The 17,378-nt window shown below is 46.9% G+C and carries 17 protein-coding genes; 6 read left to right on the forward strand and 11 right to left on the reverse strand.

Features of this window, described 5'->3' with window-relative positions; genetic code table 11:
- Positions 1-44 precede the first annotated feature (44 nt).
- Positions 45-692, reverse strand: coding sequence for a dTMP kinase (gene tmk / locus B5066_RS02650; protein WP_079474419.1), 648 nt, complete (start codon positions 690-692; stop codon positions 45-47).
- 6 nt (positions 693-698) lie between these two features.
- Positions 699-2,132 (reverse strand): aminotransferase class I/II-fold pyridoxal phosphate-dependent enzyme, encoded by a 1,434-nt coding sequence (locus B5066_RS02655; RefSeq protein ID WP_079474420.1) that lies wholly within the window; start codon positions 2,130-2,132, stop codon positions 699-701.
- Positions 2,133-2,252: 120 nt separating this feature from the next.
- Here B5066_RS02655 and B5066_RS02660 point away from each other — a divergent pair, with 120 nt between their 5' ends.
- Both B5066_RS02660 and B5066_RS02665 read left to right on the forward strand, forming a co-directional pair.
- Complete coding sequence (locus B5066_RS02660; RefSeq protein WP_079474421.1) at positions 2,253-2,819, forward strand: LOG family protein; 567 nt, start codon at positions 2,253-2,255, stop codon at positions 2,817-2,819.
- A 124-nt stretch (positions 2,820-2,943) separates the two neighbouring features.
- On the forward strand, positions 2,944-3,852 hold the full coding sequence (locus tag B5066_RS02665) for a sulfotransferase (RefSeq protein ID WP_079474422.1): 909 nt from the start codon (positions 2,944-2,946) through the stop codon (positions 3,850-3,852).
- Between the two features lie 22 nt (positions 3,853-3,874).
- Here B5066_RS02665 and B5066_RS02670 read toward each other — a convergent pair whose 3' ends face one another.
- Positions 3,875-4,147, reverse strand: a complete 273-nt coding sequence (locus tag B5066_RS02670; protein WP_079474423.1) for a DUF3219 family protein — start codon at positions 4,145-4,147, stop codon at positions 3,875-3,877.
- Positions 4,148-4,314: 167 nt separating this feature from the next.
- On the opposite strand from B5066_RS02670, the gene B5066_RS02675 reads away from it, so the two are divergent.
- Complete coding sequence (locus B5066_RS02675; RefSeq protein ID WP_079474424.1) at positions 4,315-5,166, forward strand: YihY/virulence factor BrkB family protein; 852 nt, start codon at positions 4,315-4,317, stop codon at positions 5,164-5,166.
- 104 nt (positions 5,167-5,270) lie between these two features.
- On the opposite strand, the gene B5066_RS02680 is transcribed toward B5066_RS02675, so the two are convergent.
- Positions 5,271-7,535, reverse strand: coding sequence for a glycosyltransferase (locus B5066_RS02680; protein ID WP_079474425.1), 2,265 nt, complete (start codon positions 7,533-7,535; stop codon positions 5,271-5,273).
- Between the two features lie 14 nt (positions 7,536-7,549).
- Positions 7,550-8,536, reverse strand: coding sequence for an endo-1,4-beta-xylanase (locus B5066_RS02685; protein WP_143745384.1), 987 nt, complete (start codon positions 8,534-8,536; stop codon positions 7,550-7,552).
- A 392-nt stretch (positions 8,537-8,928) separates the two neighbouring features.
- On the opposite strand from B5066_RS02685, the gene B5066_RS02690 reads away from it, so the two are divergent.
- Positions 8,929-9,693 (forward strand): DeoR/GlpR family DNA-binding transcription regulator, encoded by a 765-nt coding sequence (locus tag B5066_RS02690; RefSeq protein ID WP_079474427.1) that lies wholly within the window; start codon positions 8,929-8,931, stop codon positions 9,691-9,693.
- Between the two features lie 44 nt (positions 9,694-9,737).
- Here B5066_RS02690 and B5066_RS02695 read toward each other — a convergent pair whose 3' ends face one another.
- The 3 genes from B5066_RS02695 to B5066_RS02705 form a co-directional block, all read right to left on the reverse strand.
- The gene (locus B5066_RS02695; protein ID WP_179124017.1) at positions 9,738-10,643 is read right to left on the reverse strand and encodes a Gfo/Idh/MocA family protein; all 906 of its coding nucleotides are present in this window, start codon (positions 10,641-10,643) and stop codon (positions 9,738-9,740) included.
- Positions 10,644-10,761: 118 nt separating this feature from the next.
- Positions 10,762-10,944: a hypothetical protein gene (locus B5066_RS02700; protein ID WP_079474429.1), complete on the reverse strand. Its 183-nt coding sequence runs from the start codon at positions 10,942-10,944 to the stop codon at positions 10,762-10,764.
- The gene (locus tag B5066_RS02705) at positions 10,941-11,225 is read right to left on the reverse strand and encodes a hypothetical protein (RefSeq protein WP_143745385.1); all 285 of its coding nucleotides are present in this window, start codon (positions 11,223-11,225) and stop codon (positions 10,941-10,943) included. The genes B5066_RS02700 and B5066_RS02705 overlap by 4 nt, the downstream gene beginning before the upstream one ends.
- 185 nt (positions 11,226-11,410) lie before the next feature.
- On the opposite strand from B5066_RS02705, the gene B5066_RS02710 reads away from it, so the two are divergent.
- Positions 11,411-12,055, forward strand: coding sequence for a DsbA family oxidoreductase (locus tag B5066_RS02710; protein ID WP_079474431.1), 645 nt, complete (start codon positions 11,411-11,413; stop codon positions 12,053-12,055).
- Positions 12,056-12,175: 120 nt separating this feature from the next.
- Entirely contained in the window at positions 12,176-12,445 is a 270-nt protein-coding gene (locus B5066_RS02715; RefSeq protein ID WP_079474432.1) for a hypothetical protein, read from the forward strand.
- A 120-nt stretch (positions 12,446-12,565) separates the two neighbouring features.
- On the opposite strand, the gene B5066_RS02720 is transcribed toward B5066_RS02715, so the two are convergent.
- The 3 genes from B5066_RS02720 to B5066_RS02730 all read right to left on the reverse strand — a co-directional run bounded on the left by B5066_RS02720 (position 12,566) and on the right by B5066_RS02730 (position 17,329).
- Entirely contained in the window at positions 12,566-13,360 is a 795-nt protein-coding gene (locus tag B5066_RS02720) for a carotenoid biosynthesis protein (RefSeq protein ID WP_079474433.1), read from the reverse strand.
- A 129-nt stretch (positions 13,361-13,489) separates the two neighbouring features.
- On the reverse strand, positions 13,490-15,460 hold the full coding sequence (locus tag B5066_RS02725) for a methyl-accepting chemotaxis protein (protein ID WP_079474434.1): 1,971 nt from the start codon (positions 15,458-15,460) through the stop codon (positions 13,490-13,492).
- A gap of 150 nt (positions 15,461-15,610) precedes the next feature.
- On the reverse strand, positions 15,611-17,329 hold the full coding sequence (locus B5066_RS02730) for an ABC transporter ATP-binding protein (RefSeq protein ID WP_079474435.1): 1,719 nt from the start codon (positions 17,327-17,329) through the stop codon (positions 15,611-15,613).
- Positions 17,330-17,378: the final 49 nt, after the last annotated feature.

Below are 17,378 nucleotides of genomic sequence, written 5' to 3' on the forward strand. Positions count from 1 at the left end.
TTCCCGTTTTTATTTTATAATATGTACTGAATTTATATTCGTCCTTAATTTTTTGCATTTAAGTAATTCTGGACTTTTTCCCGGCAGTCCTGAAACACTTTTTCCAACGGTTGCTCGGCGTCAATTCTTTTAATGCGTGACGGGTATTTTTCTGCTAGCGTCATATACGCTTCATGTACTTTTGAGTGAAACCGGGCGGCTTCATTGTCCAGGCGATTCCATTCCCTTTCTTCAGCCCGCTGGATTCTTGCTATCCCTTCCTCAGGGTCCACGTCCAGCATCAGCGTGAGATCCGGCATGCATCCTTCAATAGCAAAATCATTGACAGCTGCCACTGCATCCATGCCGAGGCCTCTTGCGGCCCCCTGGTAGGCGAGGCTGCTATCGACGAAACGGTCACAGAGTACTACAGCACCTTCGGCAAGAGCTGGAAAAACCCGTTCCACCAGGTGCTGGCGTCTTGCAGCAGCGTATAAAAGTGCTTCAGTACGTGCATCCATTTCTGAATATTCCGGCTCAAGCACCAGGCTCCGAATTTTTTCAGCAATCGGAATGCCCCCGGGCTCTCTTGTTTTTACCACTTTGAATCCGTTTTCCTGAAGCCATTTTTCAAGAGCTGTAATAACCGTCGTTTTTCCGGAGCCTTCCCCCCCTTCTAATGTAATAAAGTTTCCTTTGCTGGTATCCTGCATATAACTCTATCCTTTCTTCGTCTTTTTCACTTTTACAAAAAAACGATTTTCTTCTTTCCTGCCACCCTGCAGGCGTCCTCCGCCCTCCAAACGATTACGGACATATCGGATTCTCTCCGCCTTCAAGCTTTCACCCTCAAGCCAAAGAGGAATGCCCGGAGGATAGGGGATCAGCGGCGCTGCGGCGATTCTTCCCTCTGCGTTTTCAAGCCTCACCCACTCTTCTTCACCTCGCTTTTCTTCCCGTACTCCTTCGGAAAACCGCGGAAATAATGCAAGCATAGAAGAAGCCTGGTTCCGATGTTCCGGCCGGCGTTCAAGTCCTTCCCACACCCTTTTAACAGCCTGCCAGGGGAAATTAATGTCAGCGTTGGTTAAAGGGAGTGTCCAGAGCACATAACTGCTTCCGGCCAGCTCGGAATAGATATGCTTTTGCTCGAGAGCCTGCTGCACTTCCCATCCCGTGTATCCTGGAGGCACTGGTATCACCCATTTTAGTGGGTCAGCGGCTACAGCATCCGGCGGCTGTATCAGTCTGCGGCCAATGGCTGCTTCGAGCTGCTGCTTTTGAAACGAAAGCTGTTCAGCGTTCCAGCCCTGATGCTGTATCGTATGTACGTAATGACGGGCAGCGTCGAGGGAAGCAAGCAGCAGGTAAGAGGGGCTGCTCGACTGCAGTACTCGCAAATAATGCGATAAACGTTCGCGGGAGACCCGGGCGCCGAAGACATGCAGATACGCGCTCATGGTAAGAGCCGGAAGCATTTTATGCGCGGACTGGACGACCACATCTGCCCCCTGGGCAAGAGCTCCCTTTGGGAACAGCGGACTTGCTGCAAAGTGGGCTCCGTGGGCTTCGTCCACCAGCAGCACCCCCTCCTTCTGGTGCACAAACTCTGCAAGGGAGGCAATATCACTGCTCCATCCCTCATACGAGGGGGAGGTGATAATCAGCCCTTTTAGTTCCGGGTAACGAGCCCATGCCTCCACTAATATTTCCCGGGAAATACCGATGGGCATCTGGGTGCGTTCGTCTATTTCCGGGCGCGCAAATACTGCTTGCACGCCGGCAAGCTTTAATGCGTTCATTACTGACTTATGCGCGTCACGCTGCACGAGCACCTGCTCTCCCGGGGAAAAAGCGGCCAGCACCATCGCAAGGTTTCCCGTTGTAGACCCGTTAATTAAAAACCAGGTTTTTTCGGCTCCGAACACTTCCGCCGCCAGGTGCTCGGCTTCTGCAATCCCCTCTTCAGGCTCGTGCAGATCATCGAGTCCGGTGATTTCTGTAAGGTCGTAAGGAAGTATTCTTTCCCATTCCCGCAATGATACTGGGAAAACAGCGCCGTTTTTATGCCCCGGTACATGAAAGGACGCCGGTTGGCCCTTAATATGCTGCTGTACCATGCGTACAATAGGCTGATCCTGTTGGGAAGTCATGTTATTTACGCCCCCTTTTCATCTACCTTTTTATCTTAACATGAAAATTTGCCTGTTCTTTCTCTTTTTTTACTCGTGCTATACTATTCAGTGATTGAGATATAAAAGGAGAAATGCCCGATGAAAAGCATTGCTGTATTTTGCGGCTCCCGCCTCGGACGCGACCCTGTGTATAAAGACTCGGCAGAAGCTCTTGGCCGGGAGATAGCCTCCTCCGGCTGTGTACTGGTCTACGGCGGCTCCGATGCCGGAACCATGGGCCGGTTGGCGGATGCCGCCCTTGAAGCAGGCGGTGAAGTTATTGGAGTCATACCCGATAAACTTATCGAGCGCGAAATTGCCCATACGTCTTTAAGCAAACTTTATACGGTATCTACGATGCATGAGCGAAAAGCCAGGATGGCAGAGCTCGCCGATGGTTTCATTGCACTTCCAGGCGGCCCCGGTACTCTCGAAGAGTTTTTTGAAATGTTTACATGGGCCCAAATAGGTTTGCATCATAAACCGTGCGCCCTTTTAAATATTCACCATTATTACGATCATCTGCTTCAGTTTTTCAATCATATGGAACAAGAGCAGTTCCTCCCTGCTGACCACCGCGATAAAGTTATCGTTTCCTCCTCTCCGAAGGAACTTCTTCAACAGCTTTGCGAAAGCGCCGGGGCTGAAAAGAAATCCTACGAGTAGCAGGCGCACGGCCGGGCCTGCGCTTTCGTTTTGTCCATTAGCACTTCACTCGGCTAAACGCTTTGCGGAGCTTCATTTTTTTCGTTATGATAATAATAATTAAACAAATTATGCGGAGGAACCTATGCGAAAAAAAGTGTTTATACATATCGGTTTTCATAAAACAGCAACTACATTTCTACAGCAGAATGTATATCCTAAACTAAAGCAGGAAATCAAATACATACGGAAAAAACGAATTAATCAGGAACTGTATGATTTACGGCTGAAACGGCTGAACGACGAAAACATTCATACGATCCGCACGAACATTGAAGCGTTTATGGAGCCGGACAAGCCGGTGCTTATCTCCTATGAGGGCCTTTCGGGCAGCCCGTTTTCCCAAAAGAAATCAAAAAATAATCTAAAGGTGCTTGAAGACCTCCGCCGCACGTTTCCAGCAGATACATATGACACCCATATTATCGTCGGCGTCCGGGATCAGATTGACCTGTTAACTTCCCTTTATGTACAATATCTTCATCAGGGTGGGTACAAAAGTGCCAAAACCTTATTTAAAGATTGGGAAGACCACGGCATTCTGGATCATTACCATTATTACCACTATCTTCAGAAGGTTGAAGAGATTTTCGGCCCGGAGAATTATTATCTCCTCCAGTACGAAAATTTCCGCAATGATGAATACGGTCAGATTTTGCAGCTGCTTCAGTATATGGGCATCGACCGCGTGCCAAAATACAACCGCTCCAAACTGAACCGGAGCTATGGCGTCATGCAGGCGGTAATCGCCCGCAAACTGAACTATTTCGTTAAAACGCCGCTGAACCCAAAAGGAAAAATTCCCATCGCCAATATTCCAAAGGTCGGCATTGTGTCTCCACGTCGGCTGCTTCAAAATAACGCCAGCTTTGCTCTTCATTATAAACGCTACACCCTTCCGATAAATCTTCAAAAAGTGCTGCAGCTGAAGTATCAGGAGGATAATGAAAAACTTGCAGAAGCTTATCATATTAAGGACTATTCTAAAAGCTAACCGAAGAGCTGCGGCTCTTCGGTTATTTTTCAATCAATGCCAGCGTATAACGGCTCCTGCTTCCGGGCTCGTACAGGTTCACCGTATCCGTAGAATACTGCAGAATTTCAGCCTGGAATGGTTCTGATTCCCCAACCTGCACGTTAAAATCGTTTTCGTAGAGCAGTACCGTTACATCATGGTATTCCTCATGGGTGACCAGAAACGTAAATTCAACAAGCTGTTTTCCTTCTTCCGTACGATCGTATCTCCGCAACGTTTCCTCCTGAAACGCCCGGCTGTCTATATAAATCATTTTTTCCTCCTTTCATTCTCCACTTTATTTTGATCCATCAATCCCCTATGCACAATAAATATGCCCCTTCTGCTTTCCCGACAGTTTAAGCCCGCCCTCCTGGTGGTACGGTAAGGAAAGGATGTATATAATATATCGCCAAGCTGCAAAGAGAGGGGTATAAACATATGAACACTATCAAATCTTATATTAAAGAACTGATGGGCGAATTTAAAAAGGACGATCTCCCTTTACTTGCCGCTGCCCAGTCCTACTATTACCTGCTTTCCATTTTTCCAATGATGATTTTAATACTCACTATCCTCCCCTTCCTTAATATTGATTCCCAGGCCGTAGTCACGCTTGTACAGAATACTGCGCCAAGCGGTATGACATCTATTCTCGAGGAAAATATCCTGAGTATCGTGGAAACACCGCGGGGCGGGCTTTTCACTGTTGGTCTGATCGGCGCTTTATGGTCAGCATCAAACGGTATTAACGCCTTTATTAATGCCTCCAACACAGCTTATGATGTCGAAGAAACACGCTCCTTCTTTAAAGTCCGCGGCCTTTCCATTGCCCTGACGCTCGGCATGATTATTGCGCTTGCTGCCGCTCTTATTCTTCCCATATTCGGCAATCTGATTATTAATTTTATTAATGCCACTGTCAGCCTTCCACCACAGACGGCGCTGCTTTTTCAAATTCTGCGGTGGGTCGTAGCTTTGACCGTGATGTCAGCTGTGCTTCTCGTATTATATCGTTTTGCTCCTAACAAAACGTTAAAATGGAAAGAAATTCTCCCCGGTGCTATTACTGCTGCCGTGCTTTGGCAGCTAATATCTCTCGCTTTTTCCTTTTATGTCAGCAACTTCGGCAACTACTCTGCCACTTACGGAAGCCTTGGCGGTATTATTATTCTGATGCTTTGGTTTTTCCTGACCGGGTTGATTTTAATGATCGGTGCTGAACTGAACGTTATTTACCACCGCCGGCGAGGAAACTCCTCCTCTTCTTCCGAGTCCCCGGAACAAACGTAACCCCGGGAGTGCCGTTTCTTTCTAAAAGCTTAATAAGCTTTACCTTTACTGCAAAAAACAACAAGAGGAAGGCTCCTGCTGCCAGGAAGCCTTCCTCTTTTGCTTTATTTAGCTGATGCCTGATGAGTGCTGCTTTCCTGTAAAAACTGCATTCCCACCCATGTTTTACGGCCACGCTGCTGGATCCACTGGGTACGCGCATAGTTATCCGGAAAATGGTCTTCGCTTCCCGAAATATAGACAATATCCCCTGGCTGAATACTTTTAATGTTTTTCACCTGTACCCGGCAGCCGCTCATACTGTAATCCTTAACTATTGCTTCATGAATAACGTTGTTTACTTTTACAGTGGCAGACATATTCACCTGCTCCCGGACAGCCATTCGTTTTGCCTGAGCCGGCTGTTTTTCCGTTCCCCTGAAAAATTTCAGGAAGGCTCTGCCGAGGGATGACCGCTCGTAAATTCGCTTCGTATAAATATCTGTCATCTCCAAAAACATGACCTGAATCAAGCTCCGGTACTGTTCGAGGGTCACATTTTGAAATTTGCCTCCGGCAGCTGCAGCGTTTTCTGCCTGATCGCCGACCCATAATTTGTGTACGCGAAGGCCGTTAATCGGCCCGGCGCTTAGCGTAAACTGCTCTTCCTGTGAAAGCCAGGCCTTTGCTTCCGGGTTAGCTACTTCAAAACGCACCCCAGTCTCGCTTAAATCCAGTACTTTACAAGGAAGCTTTTTTCCTCCGGCAGAAACGGTGCCATCCAGTTCTACTTTGTGCCGTTCAGCCCCGCGAAAACGCGGACGTTCCACGGAAACCATCAAGGCCAGTACAAGAGCTACCGCATTATAAAGAATCCAGAAAATGTTAATATACAGCACGTCTTCATTTTGAAAAAGTGTCAGTGGTGTAACGAAGTGCAATAGCACTCTCGCCAGGGCAATAAAAGTAAGCGCAAGCAGTACCAGATAAGGAATACTGACCCTCCATAGAAACTGGCGGCGGTCGTTTTGAATTCCTTTGGCGGTGACATTAAACTTGATGTTTTTCCGCATAAACGCTTCTGTAATTACCGAGATAGCCATATACGGGGCCATTGCCACTTCATAAACATGACTCCATAGAACTGTCCGTTTTTGGTCGGACATTAACCGGAAGGCCAGCTGGGACGAAAGAAATGCCGGCAGCCAGTAAAGCACGAGCGTTTCAAACTCTGCATTCAGACTGTAAATGGAAAAAATCAAAAATAGCAGCGGCGCAAGCAGGAAAATCATTTTGTACACGCCGAAAAACCAATAATTGATGCCGTCCATATACAACAGCCGCTGCATGAAGGACAATCCTTTTATTTTCATCGGATTCCATTTCCGGGTAACTTGAATATTACCCCGGCACCAACGGTCTCTCTGCTTTAAAAGGTCGGCATATGTTTCCGGGGCAAGACCGACGGCCAGCGTTTCGTTTACAAATACCGTCTTTTGTTCCCCGGTTTGAAGGAGCATGCCAGTAGCCATGTCTTCGGTGATCACGCCCGTCGCAAATCCGCCGATATCCTCAAGTGACTGCCTACGGAACAAAGCATTGCTGCCTACGTACATAGTGGCATTAAAGCGGTCTTTTCCTTCTTCAAGCCGGCGCATGAAAAAGTCCTGCTCATTCGTAATATTGTCTTCAAAAAACAAATTATACTGAAAAGGGTCTGCGTTATAAAATACCTGCGGGGCCTGGACGAAAGACACTTTTTCATCCTTAAACTGCCCCAGGGTACGCTCCAGAAATTCGGCTTTCGGTACCATATCCGCATCCATCGTGACGACTATTTCTCCATCAGTTTTCGTTAACGCGTCGTTCAGGTTGCCGGCCTTGGCGTGCTCGTTGCCGGGCCTGGAAATATAGCCCACGCCTAAGCTTTCCGCAAGCCGGCGCACTGATTCTCTTTTCCCGTCATCACAGACGTATACCTTCAGCAGATCTTCAGGATAGCGCATCATTGTGCACGCAATCATGGTTCGCTTCAGGAGGTCTTCGGGTTCATTATATGTGGCAATGTACACATCGACTGTAGGCAGGCTTTCCAGCTCCGAGAGTGGAATATGTTCTCGCTTGAATGGTCTCCAGGATAAAATCGTAAACACAATTGACTGGAAATACCCCATTACTTCTGTAGCCAGTAAAAGAATCCCGGCGATGAAGCTGATAACACCAATTGTCGGGATCGTTTCAGCCGCCCGCCAAAAAAGATAAACAGCATTAACGATAAGAAAAAGGGAGAGCAGTATGTGCCGGGACCAAGTCCATCTTTTCGCCGAAAAATACAGCAGCATTAGTACAATTATTTCTGCGGTGATGATATACCAGAATGTGTCGCTCATGTCCTGCCTCCCTACTATAGCATTTGATTAAAAATAAACGTGCGTTTGATCCGTTCGTACGCAGGCTTTGCTTCCCAGCTGCTGTCAAAGAGCAACGGCTCGCCGCTTGCTGCCTCCTGCTCCGTGATCCAGCTTTCTGTATCACCGACACCCCAGACGGTGAGCCCTTTGCAGGAGGGCTCTTCCATACAGGCGCTCGTCACATCTGCATAAATATCTGCCTGCTTCTCCAGGCGTTCCTCACGGGAAGCATCCAGGTTCTGAAGTTTTACGTCCAGTTCCGTTACAGCTGTCTCAAAGCCCTCCGCCCCCCAGCGCCGGAGGTTTTTTTGCATTTTCTCCTTTGAAAACCTCGGGTCGGCAGCATCTATATGAGTCTGCATGCCAATACCATCAATTGGAACACCTTCGTCTTTCCACCTTTTCAGGGCTGCAAACATGGCTTCTGTTTTTTCATTTGTCATTTCGTTACCGTAATCGTTATAATACAGCTTTGCTTCCGGAGCCGCTTCACGTGCCCACTCGAAAGCCAGAGGAATGTATTCAGGCCCGATATGCTCCAACCAGATTGTTTCTCTGTAGCTTCCATCATCATTCCATGCCTCGTTGACCACGTCCCATTCGTTGACACGTCCCCTGTAGTGGCCGGCCATGGTCTGCACATGGTCTTTCAGCACCTCCCTGGCACTTTGTTCATCCACTACCGTTTCATAAACCCACTCCGGCAGCGCTTCTCCCCAAACGAGCGGATGGCCGCGAACCTTCATGTTATTCTGTTCGGCAGCTTGTACAATCTCGTCGGCTTTTTGAAAATTATATTCCTCCGGTGCTGGATGCGCAGCATCCATTTTCATCTCATTTTCCACCGTAACGCTGCTGAATTCTTCAACGAGCAGGCTTTCGTACTTTTCGTTTTCTGTAAGAGGGTCCCAGCGCACCGAAGCCCCGAGATAATGTCCGGTCTCCTCCGCATTTTTACCAAGCGAAGCGTTTGATTTCATTACAAACCATCCCCCTGCCCCCGCCAAAAGTAAGACCAGAAGCCCGACTGTTATAAAAAGGACCTTCTTCAAAGCAGCATTTTCTCCTTTTTATCTATTATCATTATAAAGACTTCCCTTTTAACTATTATTACCATTTATCTATGTATTTATTCTTAATGATACCATTATTTTTGTGTGTTAAGAAGCTTTCGTCCATACTTTTCCGTTTATGCATCTAATCAAGCTTCCATGTCCACAAACTAAAATAAACCGCGATTTCTTTTTAACAAAGCAGCTTTTGTGTATAAAAATTTTTGTTTTTTAAAGATTTTTGCGTAAAAACCTGTATTCTTGCATGATTTATGCTTATAGTGTAACTAGCAAATGCTAAGCAACAAGGAGGACCGTGTATGCTCGCTTTTGAACGCAGAGAAAAAATCCTGTCAACTCTCTACAGTGATAAAAAAGTATTCGTCGCTTCCCTGGCTTCAACGTTTAACGTTACAGAAGAAACAATCCGCCGTGACCTTGAAAAGCTTGAACGTGAAGGAATCGTTACCCGAAATTACGGAGGAGCTACGCTCAATGAACGAACGAGCGAGGATCTGCCGTATCAGACAAGAAATACGATCAATTTAGAAGAAAAAAGGGTCATTGCCCAGCTGGTGCCGCCGCTGATCAAAGACGGCTCGTCTATTATGGCCGATACGAGCTCCACAGTATATGAAGCGCTGCAGGTGCTTCAGCAGTCCAAAGATCATCTCACTATTATTACAAACAGTGTTTCTATCCTTCAGGACTTTGCTTTTTCTTCCTTTGATGTATTTTCTACTGGGGGAAGCCTTCGAAAAAATTCACGCTCCCTGGTGGGCCCTTCCGCCATTCGATCGGTGCAGCAGTACAATGTAGATGCTGCTGTTGTGAGCTGTAAAGGCATTTCAATGACACAGGGAATCATGGATACAAATGAGCCCGAAGCGGATTTAAAGCAGTACATGCAAAACCAGGCCCGGCAGGTTATTCTGCTTGTTGACCATACGAAGTTTGGAGCTGTTTCCCTGGTTAAAACGTTTCCTTTTGAACAGGTGGACTGTCTTTTAACCAACAAAAAACCTTCAGAGGAGTGGCTCGATTTTTTCGAGCAGCATCGGATCGAGGTTATTTTCCCTTCATAATAAAGCTCTGTCTTTCTGCAGGCGCAGAAAGACAGAGCTTTTAGTTAGGAACTAGTAAGGTGCCGGACAACGTCTTCGGCCATTTGATGGGTTTCCCATGCCTGTTCATACATATATTCCGGGATAATGTCCTGCTCCACAAAAGCCAGAAAGGTTGTAATAATCGTTTCAAAGCCGCGTTTTTTTAAAGTGGATTCCCAGTCGTTTTCTCCCTGATACCAGACATCTTTATTCTTATGCACGCTGACATCCCGGACATTGCTTACTGTTAATGTCTGCTCCTGGTTCATCACATCTACACGTTCAAGAGTAGTGCCGGCCTCGCGGTTCATAATCCCAAGCGCCGTCACATTGGGAGATTCAAGCTGAAGTGTCACGTGATGAAGAAGATCGTATTCTCCTTTACCGCTCACTGTCATATTTTCAATTGTTTCGGGAAACAAATACAACATCGTATCGATTACATGAATAAAGTCATCAAATACAAACGTGCGGGCGTCCACTGCCTGATGGCCCCGGTGTTTTTGTACAATAATCATATTCGTATCCTCTGCTTCCATCAGCTTTTGATAGGAAGGCGCATGCCGGCGGTTAAAGCCCGTCATTAACAGAAGCCGCTTCTCTTTAGCCTTAGTGAGCAATCGCTGGGCGGATTCGGCATGATACGTAATCGGCTTGTCCACATACACGTGAATGCCCATGTCGAGCAGCGCATCTATGATAGGCTCGTGAGCTACGGTGGCTGTATGCACAAATGCTGCTTTCATGCCGCAGCTCAGCCATTCGTCCATCTGTTGGTACGTATGCGGTATCGTATACGTATCAGCAATTTCTTTTAACGTATCCGGATTTCTTGTGTACACGTGCAGTTCTACATCTTTTAAATTACTTAAAATGGGGAGATACGCTTTTTTGGCAATATCTCCGATGCCAATCATTCCTATTTTCATGGTGTCCCCTCCCGGGCCTGAGTTCATCAAGATAACGGTTACAAAATCCACATAGTGGTTTTGAATACCTTCTTTTCTCAGAATACCATAAATTGTTTCTTCACCGTTTTCCATTAGTTCATTTATAGTAATTTTCTTTCTGTTCTGCTATTTTCTGTACTTCAGCACGAATTTGCTGGTAAGCAAGCCGGCCGCCAAGACAAAGAAGATCATCTTCTTTACTGTAGGGCGTGCGGAAGGCCAAATGCTCGATCTGCTTATCCAGATAAGCGGAGAGCACTGCGATTTCTTCGTTTTTCAAGAATCCCCACGCCCCTTTTCTACAGAAAGAATCTGCTCAAAGGAAACGTTGTAGTAGCTGCCCTGCTCGTCCTTCCAATGAATCAGCCGTTTGATATGGTCGATATACGTACAGGTACCTATAGTAACTACAGTGTTTTCTTCATTTTTCCAGTATAGTCTCAATTCGTGTTTTTCAGCCCAGGCTTTACGGAGAAGACGTTCTTTCTGTTTCCAGTCCTCTGTCTCCTTTTCCCATTCTGCCGCAATAATACGGGCGATTGTTTTCTGTTCTTCGTTCATCAGCATCACGTCCCCTTCAGAAAGAAGTATATTACCTCCATTATACAAGAACGTACGTTCGAAAAAAGGATATTTTTTACTAACTTATTATTTATATTGAAAAAACCGCTCTCTATAAGCATTTCTATAGGCAGAAAAAAATTTTTTCTTCATACTGGAGACAGCATATTTAAAGGAGGAAAATCATGCTGGTAGATATTTGGTTTGATGTAATGTGCCCGTTTTGCTACTTAGGGAAACGGCGCTTTGAGTCCGCTTTGGAAAACATGTCATTCAGGCACCAGGTACAGGTTGTTTATCACAGCTTTCAGCTAAATCCGGAGATGCCGAAAAATCCCGATTCTGATATCCATACCTTCCTCTCAGAGCAAAAGGGCATGGACCGGGAGCAGGTGCTTTCTTTTCACCGGCAGCTCACCGATCAGGCCCGTGACCTTGGCCTGGAATACAATATGGATGAAGCGGTGCCGGCCAATTCATTTGATGCCCACCGGCTGCTGCAGTTCGCTACAGAGCGCGGCAAAAATAACCGCATGACAGAGCGTCTTTTTCGTGCATATTTCACCGAAGCTAAAAACATTGCGGATATCGATACTCTTGTCCGTCTGGCCGGCGACGTCGGCCTCGTGGAAGAGGAGACAAGGGAACTGCTCGAGCTTGACGCCTACACCCCGAGCGTACAGAAGGATTTACAGGAAGCTTCCTATATAGGAATTGACGGCGTGCCTTTTTATATATTCGATGAAACGTACACTCTCTCCGGTGCCCAGCCGGTAGAAACATTTGAACAGGCCCTTCAGCAGGTTTGGGAGGAAAAGCAGCAGGCATAACAAGAAAAGCTCTTCCTTTTCCGGAAGAGCTTTTCGTATAAAGATGGGACGAAAATAAAGCTTCATACGCTTTTTCGCAGGGAAAACACATCTATACATGAAAAACAGGAGGGCCGGGCCATGCTTGCCATTAAAGTAAATCGTGCATTTCATAAATTAAACAAACACGCAACTCCCGCTGCTGGAACTGCACTAAAAAGAAACGAACCGATCGTAGTATATTTAACCAGCACCCAGGAACAGAAAATACAGGACGCTCTCTATTTTCTCGAAGAGGAGCAATTAATTTACTGCAGCAGAGTAGAAGAAAAAGGCAATACAGATCCCCGGATAGACACGGCGCTTGAGCTCATTCCCCTTCCGAGGCTGTTTAACGTTTTAGAGACATAAAAAAAGCCGCCCCGGGATACGGAGCGGCACAAAGAGGGGTTCCCTATCCAGTGAGATGAACCTGGGGGATCAACATCTTTTATGTTAGCCCCTTAATGTAATGCTTGTATGAAGAACCTGTTAATGTTTTGTTATTTTCCCCACAGTAAAAATAAAAGAACAAAAAATCATAATACCAATTCCAATGCCTCCGGCGAGCCAAAGAGCGTTTAACAGCGCCAGCAAGGTAAACATAAAGGTGAGCAGCATATACAAAACGGCTGTTCGCGGCTGCCAATAAGCCGACACGTGAAACAATTTCCCCTGAAAGCGGAGCACCGAATACATAATTGTATGCAGAAGAAAGCCAATAATAAACCAGCCCTGGAAGTTCGAAAACGGGATATCGTAATACCAGCCGCCTTCATTCCATATCCAGTACCCCTGCACCAGGTAATTTACAGGATCGAGCACAAAATCAATTCCGGTGACCAACAGTGCCCCAAGCAGCACATAAAAAACAAATGCTCCCCATCCGCGCAGGCGTGGAAGCAGGGCCAGAACGTACAGCATTAACGCATGTGACCCCGAAACGATAGCTACCCATGCTGCCCCAATGGTCAGTGGGACCCCGAGAATCATCGCGCCAAAATCAGAGGCGTATTCATAGCTCCCAAAAAAAAGGTTCAACTGCACGCCAATCCCTTCAAGAAACATCGAAAGCAGAAATATAACGGCAGTCAGCCCTCCCCCGGTTTTTCCCCCGTAGGATCGAATCAAAAAAAAGGCTCCAATTACTCCGGTTAAATACAAGAAAACGGCATTTGCCCACTCCAGCCATTCCGGGAGCAGGTCGAACGTAAGCAGCACAAGGCCGCATATGTACCAAAAGATAAAAAAACGAAACAATCCTATGTCGAACGATAATTTTTTCATTGGCCCTCCTGAAGTTTCAGACTATAAATGGCTGCCTCTTTCTATTTCCCGGGTAATACGTGTTTTAACTGTAATTTATAAAAAAAAGCAGAAAGCCCATAGGATTTTCTGCCTGCAAAGAATACTTCTTTATATTTTAAAGCAGCTGACTTCCTGCTGAAGATCTTCCGCCATGGCAGCGAGCGTTTCGGCGGCAGAGGATATCTCCTGCATCGAGGCGAGCTGCTCCTGTGTAGACGCTGCCACTTCTTCAGAAGAAGCAGCATTTTCCCAGGCAATCGAAGAAATATCTGAAGTCGAGTGGGAAATGCGCTCGACGCTTCCGGCCATATCGCGGACCGTCCCAGTCACTTCTTCAATTTTTGGTGCCATGTGCTCCATGCTGTCAAGAATCTGCTGAAACTGCCTGGACGTGTCCTCGGATACGGTGAGCCCCTGCTCCGCATTTTTTGACACGCCCTCCATTTGAATCACAGACTGTTTTGCGTCGTTTTGAATACTTTTAATCAGCGTACCGATCTGCTCTGCCGACGCGGAGGACTGCTCTGCAAGCTTCCGGACCTCTTCCGCTACGACAGCAAAGCCTTTTCCCTGTTCCCCGGCCCGCGCAGCTTCAATAGCTGCATTTAAAGCAAGCAGATTGGTCTGGCTCGCAATGCCGGTAATGACCTCGAGAATGCCGCCGATTTCTTTGGAGCGGTCCGACAAGGCCTGGATAACCTGGTTGGAGGCAGTGACAGACTGGTGGATGTCCTGCATTTGGGAAAGATTGCTTTTTACATACCTGCTGCCTTCCCTGGCTCTCTCCGCTGTCGCAGCTGAAAGCTGAAGCACGTTGTCAGTCCGTTCCTCAATTTTTTTCACACCGCCGCTCACTTCTTTAAGTGCGGCGCTGTTATATTCAATTTTTTCCGTCTGCCTTTCTGCCCCGCTTGCTACCTGCTCGGTAGCGACAGCTACTTCACTTGTCGCCTGGGACGTCTGTTCTGAGCTTGCTTTCAGCTGTTCAGACGATGAGCTCATATATTCCACAGACGCAGAAAGCTTGGTGAGAATGCCCCGCAGAGATTCCACCATATGATTAAAGCTTGCGGCAAGCGCTCCGATTTCGTCGCTGCTATTTACTTCCACCTGCTCAGTCAGGTCTCCGCGGCTGATTTTTTCAGCGGAAGCCTGCAGACGCCCTATCGGCTTTAGAATACTTTTCACAATAAAATAGACAAACAAAAGACCTCCAAGAAGTGCAGCGGCAATGACGATGCCGGTTCTCCAGAGAATTGGTGCTGCTGCCGCCTGAAACTCACTCGTATACAACGTGCCGCCGATCGTCCAGCCAGTCGTTTCGTTCTGTATGAATTCCATTTCTTTTTCTTCCCCGTCCAGCATGTAGGAAAAACGACCGTTATCCTGTCCTTCCATTTGGCTGTAAACGTGTTCTTCCATCGGTTCCCCTGCTTCAACATTTGGATTCACCATATAATTGCCCTGAGTATCTGCCATGACCACATACCCTTCTTTTCCAATATCCACTTCTTTTGCCAGGGATTCAAGGGAGGATAAATCGTAATCAATAGCCATTACTCCCGAGCCATCATTCAGCTGCTGGGTAATGGTTACAATCTGGGTATTGGTCGCTGCATCTACATAAACGTCAGTAAGCACTGCTTCTCCCCCGGCTTCCACTGCTTCTTGAAACCACGGACGTTCCGTGGGATCAAAATCTTCGGGCAGCTCCCCCTGATCCGACATGAACAGCGTTTTTCCCTCATTTGATCCCGTGTAAATGGAAATAACCTTGTTATGCGTTTGAATATAGTCATTAAAGGTATTGAGCATACGTTCTTCGGCTTCAGCGTCAGTAAATGATTCTTCGGTGACAAGACCGGCATAATGACTAATATCAGCAATTCTTGCTTTCATTTCTTCGTCAATCTGCTGATTGATCAAGCTGACGCTTTCCCCAGCATTGCTGTTCATTTGGCTTCTGACTTCATTTTTGGCAGAAGTGTAGGCACTGAAGCCGATAATAAGGCTAGGCACCAGCAGCACAAGAAGGAATGACACGTATAATTTTTTTCGGAATGTTAATGATGGCAGCATAGGCGTCCCCCTTTTTCTAGATAATTTTTTTATGTAATGTCTGCCCTCTACTATTATCGGCGTATTCTAGTGATTCTTTGGTGTTGAAATCGTTCTCATTCACACTGGTATAAAAAAATCCTCTCCGTGTATATAGGAGAGGAAAGCATGTTATTGATATTCAAGCTGCACACTGTTTAATGAAGCAAAAACACCATTTTTATGAATCAACTCTTCGTATGTTCCCTGCTCCGCAATGCGCCCGCTGGTTACTACCACAATATTATCGGCGTGCCGGATGGTCGCAAGCCGGTGGGCGATTACAATGGTCGTCCGGTTTTCTGCGAGCTGTGTCAGCGACTGTTGAATCAATGCTTCAGTTTCCGTATCAAGTGCTGAGGTTGCTTCATCCAAAATTAAAATCGGCGGATTTTTCAAGAAAGCCCGGGCAATTGCAATCCGCTGCTTCTGGCCTCCGGAAAGCTTCAGCCCACGCTGGCCGATCTCTGTTTCATACCCGTCCGGAAGCTCCTTCACAAAGCCGTCCAGGTTCGCCAGCCGGGCAGCTTCTTCAATCTCTTCTTCTTCAGCCGTTAAGCGCCCGTACGCAATGTTTTTCTTTAACGTACCGTTAAACAAGAATACATCCTGCTGGACCATGCCGATCTGGGAACGGAGGGATTCCTTTGTCATATTACGTATGTCTATCCCATTAATGGTCACAGCTCCGGCATCCACATCGTAAAACCGCGGAATCAGCGAGCTGATAGTCGTCTTCCCTGCGCCGGAGGAGCCGACGAAGGCAACGGTTTTCCCGGCCTCGACCGTCACGTTCATGTCCCGGAGCACCGGCTGGTTTTGATGATAGCCAAACGTCACGCCTTCGAGCTTAATGTCGCCTGTAAGTACCGGAGCCTCTGTTGCTTCCGGATGATCGACAATATCCTTTTCTGCATCCGTCATCTGTACAAACCGTTTAAATCCGGCCATGCCCTTTGGATACAGCTCTAAAATGGCGCTGATTTTTTCGATCGGCTTGAACAGCACGTTCACATACAAAATAAAGCCGACAAACTCCCCGTTTGTAATAGCGCCTGTGTAAACGAGCCAAGCGCCGTAAACGAGCACAGCCAGAATCATGAGACGGGTCGTTAAAAAAATAGTCGCTGTGGTGTAGCCCATCGTCCGGTAACCCGACAGCTTGGCCTGGCGGTAACGGTTGTTGTTTTTAGCAAACCGGTCGATTTCAAAGGCTTCATTTGTAAACGACTGCACGACCCTTGCTCCAGAGACGCTGTCCTCCACCCGGGCATTCACATCGCCAATTTCTGCATACATTTTTGTCCACGCTTTGTTCATCTGAATGTTCGTATAGGTAATAAGCGCAATCAAAAACGGTACAAAAACAAGAGCTACGAGCGCAAGCTGCGGGTTAATGGAAAACATAATCGTAAAAGCGCCCGCAAACGTCATAACGGCAATAAATAAATCCTCCGGCCCGTGGTGGGCAAGCTCTCCAATATCGAATAAGTCATTGGTGATCCGGCTGATAATATGGCCGGTTTTTGTATTATCAAAAAAGCGATACGACTGGCCCTGCACGCTTTTAAACAGCTCCCGCCGCATATCTGTTTCAATATTAATACCCAGCTTGTGCCCAAGATAATTGACGATATACTGCAGATAGGCACTGAACAGATAGACAGCAAGCAGACCGGCCGACACCCATACCACCAGATTCCAATCCTCCTGAGGCAGCAGGGAATCAATAAACCACTGGACCACAAGCGGGAAAACCAGATCCAAAGCCGCAACAGCGATCGCGCTGAAAAAATCAATGAAAAACAGCTGTTTATGAGGAAGGTAATAGGAATAAAAACGTTTAAGCATCAGAGTCTCCTCTTCTAATCAAATTCACGTAGAAATACTTCTCTTATTT

Origin of the sequence: Marinococcus halophilus (assembly GCF_900166605.1) — a bacterium.
GTDB lineage: Bacteria > Bacillota > Bacilli > Bacillales > Marinococcaceae > Marinococcus > Marinococcus halophilus.

What these genes read in the sequence shown, in the direction of transcription:
- tmk (WP_079474419.1), bottom strand. Translation starts at nt 692, where the DNA reads ATGCAGGATACCAGCAAAGGAAACTTTATTACATTAGAAGGGGGGGAA.
- B5066_RS02655 (WP_079474420.1), bottom strand. Translation starts at nt 2,132, where the DNA reads ATGACTTCCCAACAGGATCAGCCTATTGTACGCATGGTACAGCAGCAT.
- B5066_RS02660 (WP_079474421.1), top strand. Translation starts at nt 2,253, where the DNA reads ATGAAAAGCATTGCTGTATTTTGCGGCTCCCGCCTCGGACGCGACCCT.
- B5066_RS02665 (WP_079474422.1), top strand. Translation starts at nt 2,944, where the DNA reads ATGCGAAAAAAAGTGTTTATACATATCGGTTTTCATAAAACAGCAACT.
- B5066_RS02670 (WP_079474423.1), bottom strand. Translation starts at nt 4,147, where the DNA reads ATGATTTATATAGACAGCCGGGCGTTTCAGGAGGAAACGTTGCGGAGA.
- B5066_RS02675 (WP_079474424.1), top strand. Translation starts at nt 4,315, where the DNA reads ATGAACACTATCAAATCTTATATTAAAGAACTGATGGGCGAATTTAAA.
- B5066_RS02680 (WP_079474425.1), bottom strand. Translation starts at nt 7,535, where the DNA reads ATGAGCGACACATTCTGGTATATCATCACCGCAGAAATAATTGTACTA.
- B5066_RS02685 (WP_143745384.1), bottom strand. Translation starts at nt 8,536, where the DNA reads ATGAAATCAAACGCTTCGCTTGGTAAAAATGCGGAGGAGACCGGACAT.
- B5066_RS02690 (WP_079474427.1), top strand. Translation starts at nt 8,929, where the DNA reads ATGCTCGCTTTTGAACGCAGAGAAAAAATCCTGTCAACTCTCTACAGT.
- B5066_RS02695 (WP_179124017.1), bottom strand. Translation starts at nt 10,643, where the DNA reads ATGAAAATAGGAATGATTGGCATCGGAGATATTGCCAAAAAAGCGTAT.
- B5066_RS02705 (WP_143745385.1), bottom strand. Translation starts at nt 11,225, where the DNA reads ATGAACGAAGAACAGAAAACAATCGCCCGTATTATTGCGGCAGAATGG.
- B5066_RS02710 (WP_079474431.1), top strand. Translation starts at nt 11,411, where the DNA reads ATGCTGGTAGATATTTGGTTTGATGTAATGTGCCCGTTTTGCTACTTA.
- B5066_RS02715 (WP_079474432.1), top strand. Translation starts at nt 12,176, where the DNA reads ATGCTTGCCATTAAAGTAAATCGTGCATTTCATAAATTAAACAAACAC.
- B5066_RS02720 (WP_079474433.1), bottom strand. Translation starts at nt 13,360, where the DNA reads ATGAAAAAATTATCGTTCGACATAGGATTGTTTCGTTTTTTTATCTTT.
- B5066_RS02725 (WP_079474434.1), bottom strand. Translation starts at nt 15,460, where the DNA reads ATGCTGCCATCATTAACATTCCGAAAAAAATTATACGTGTCATTCCTT.
- B5066_RS02730 (WP_079474435.1), bottom strand. Translation starts at nt 17,329, where the DNA reads ATGCTTAAACGTTTTTATTCCTATTACCTTCCTCATAAACAGCTGTTT.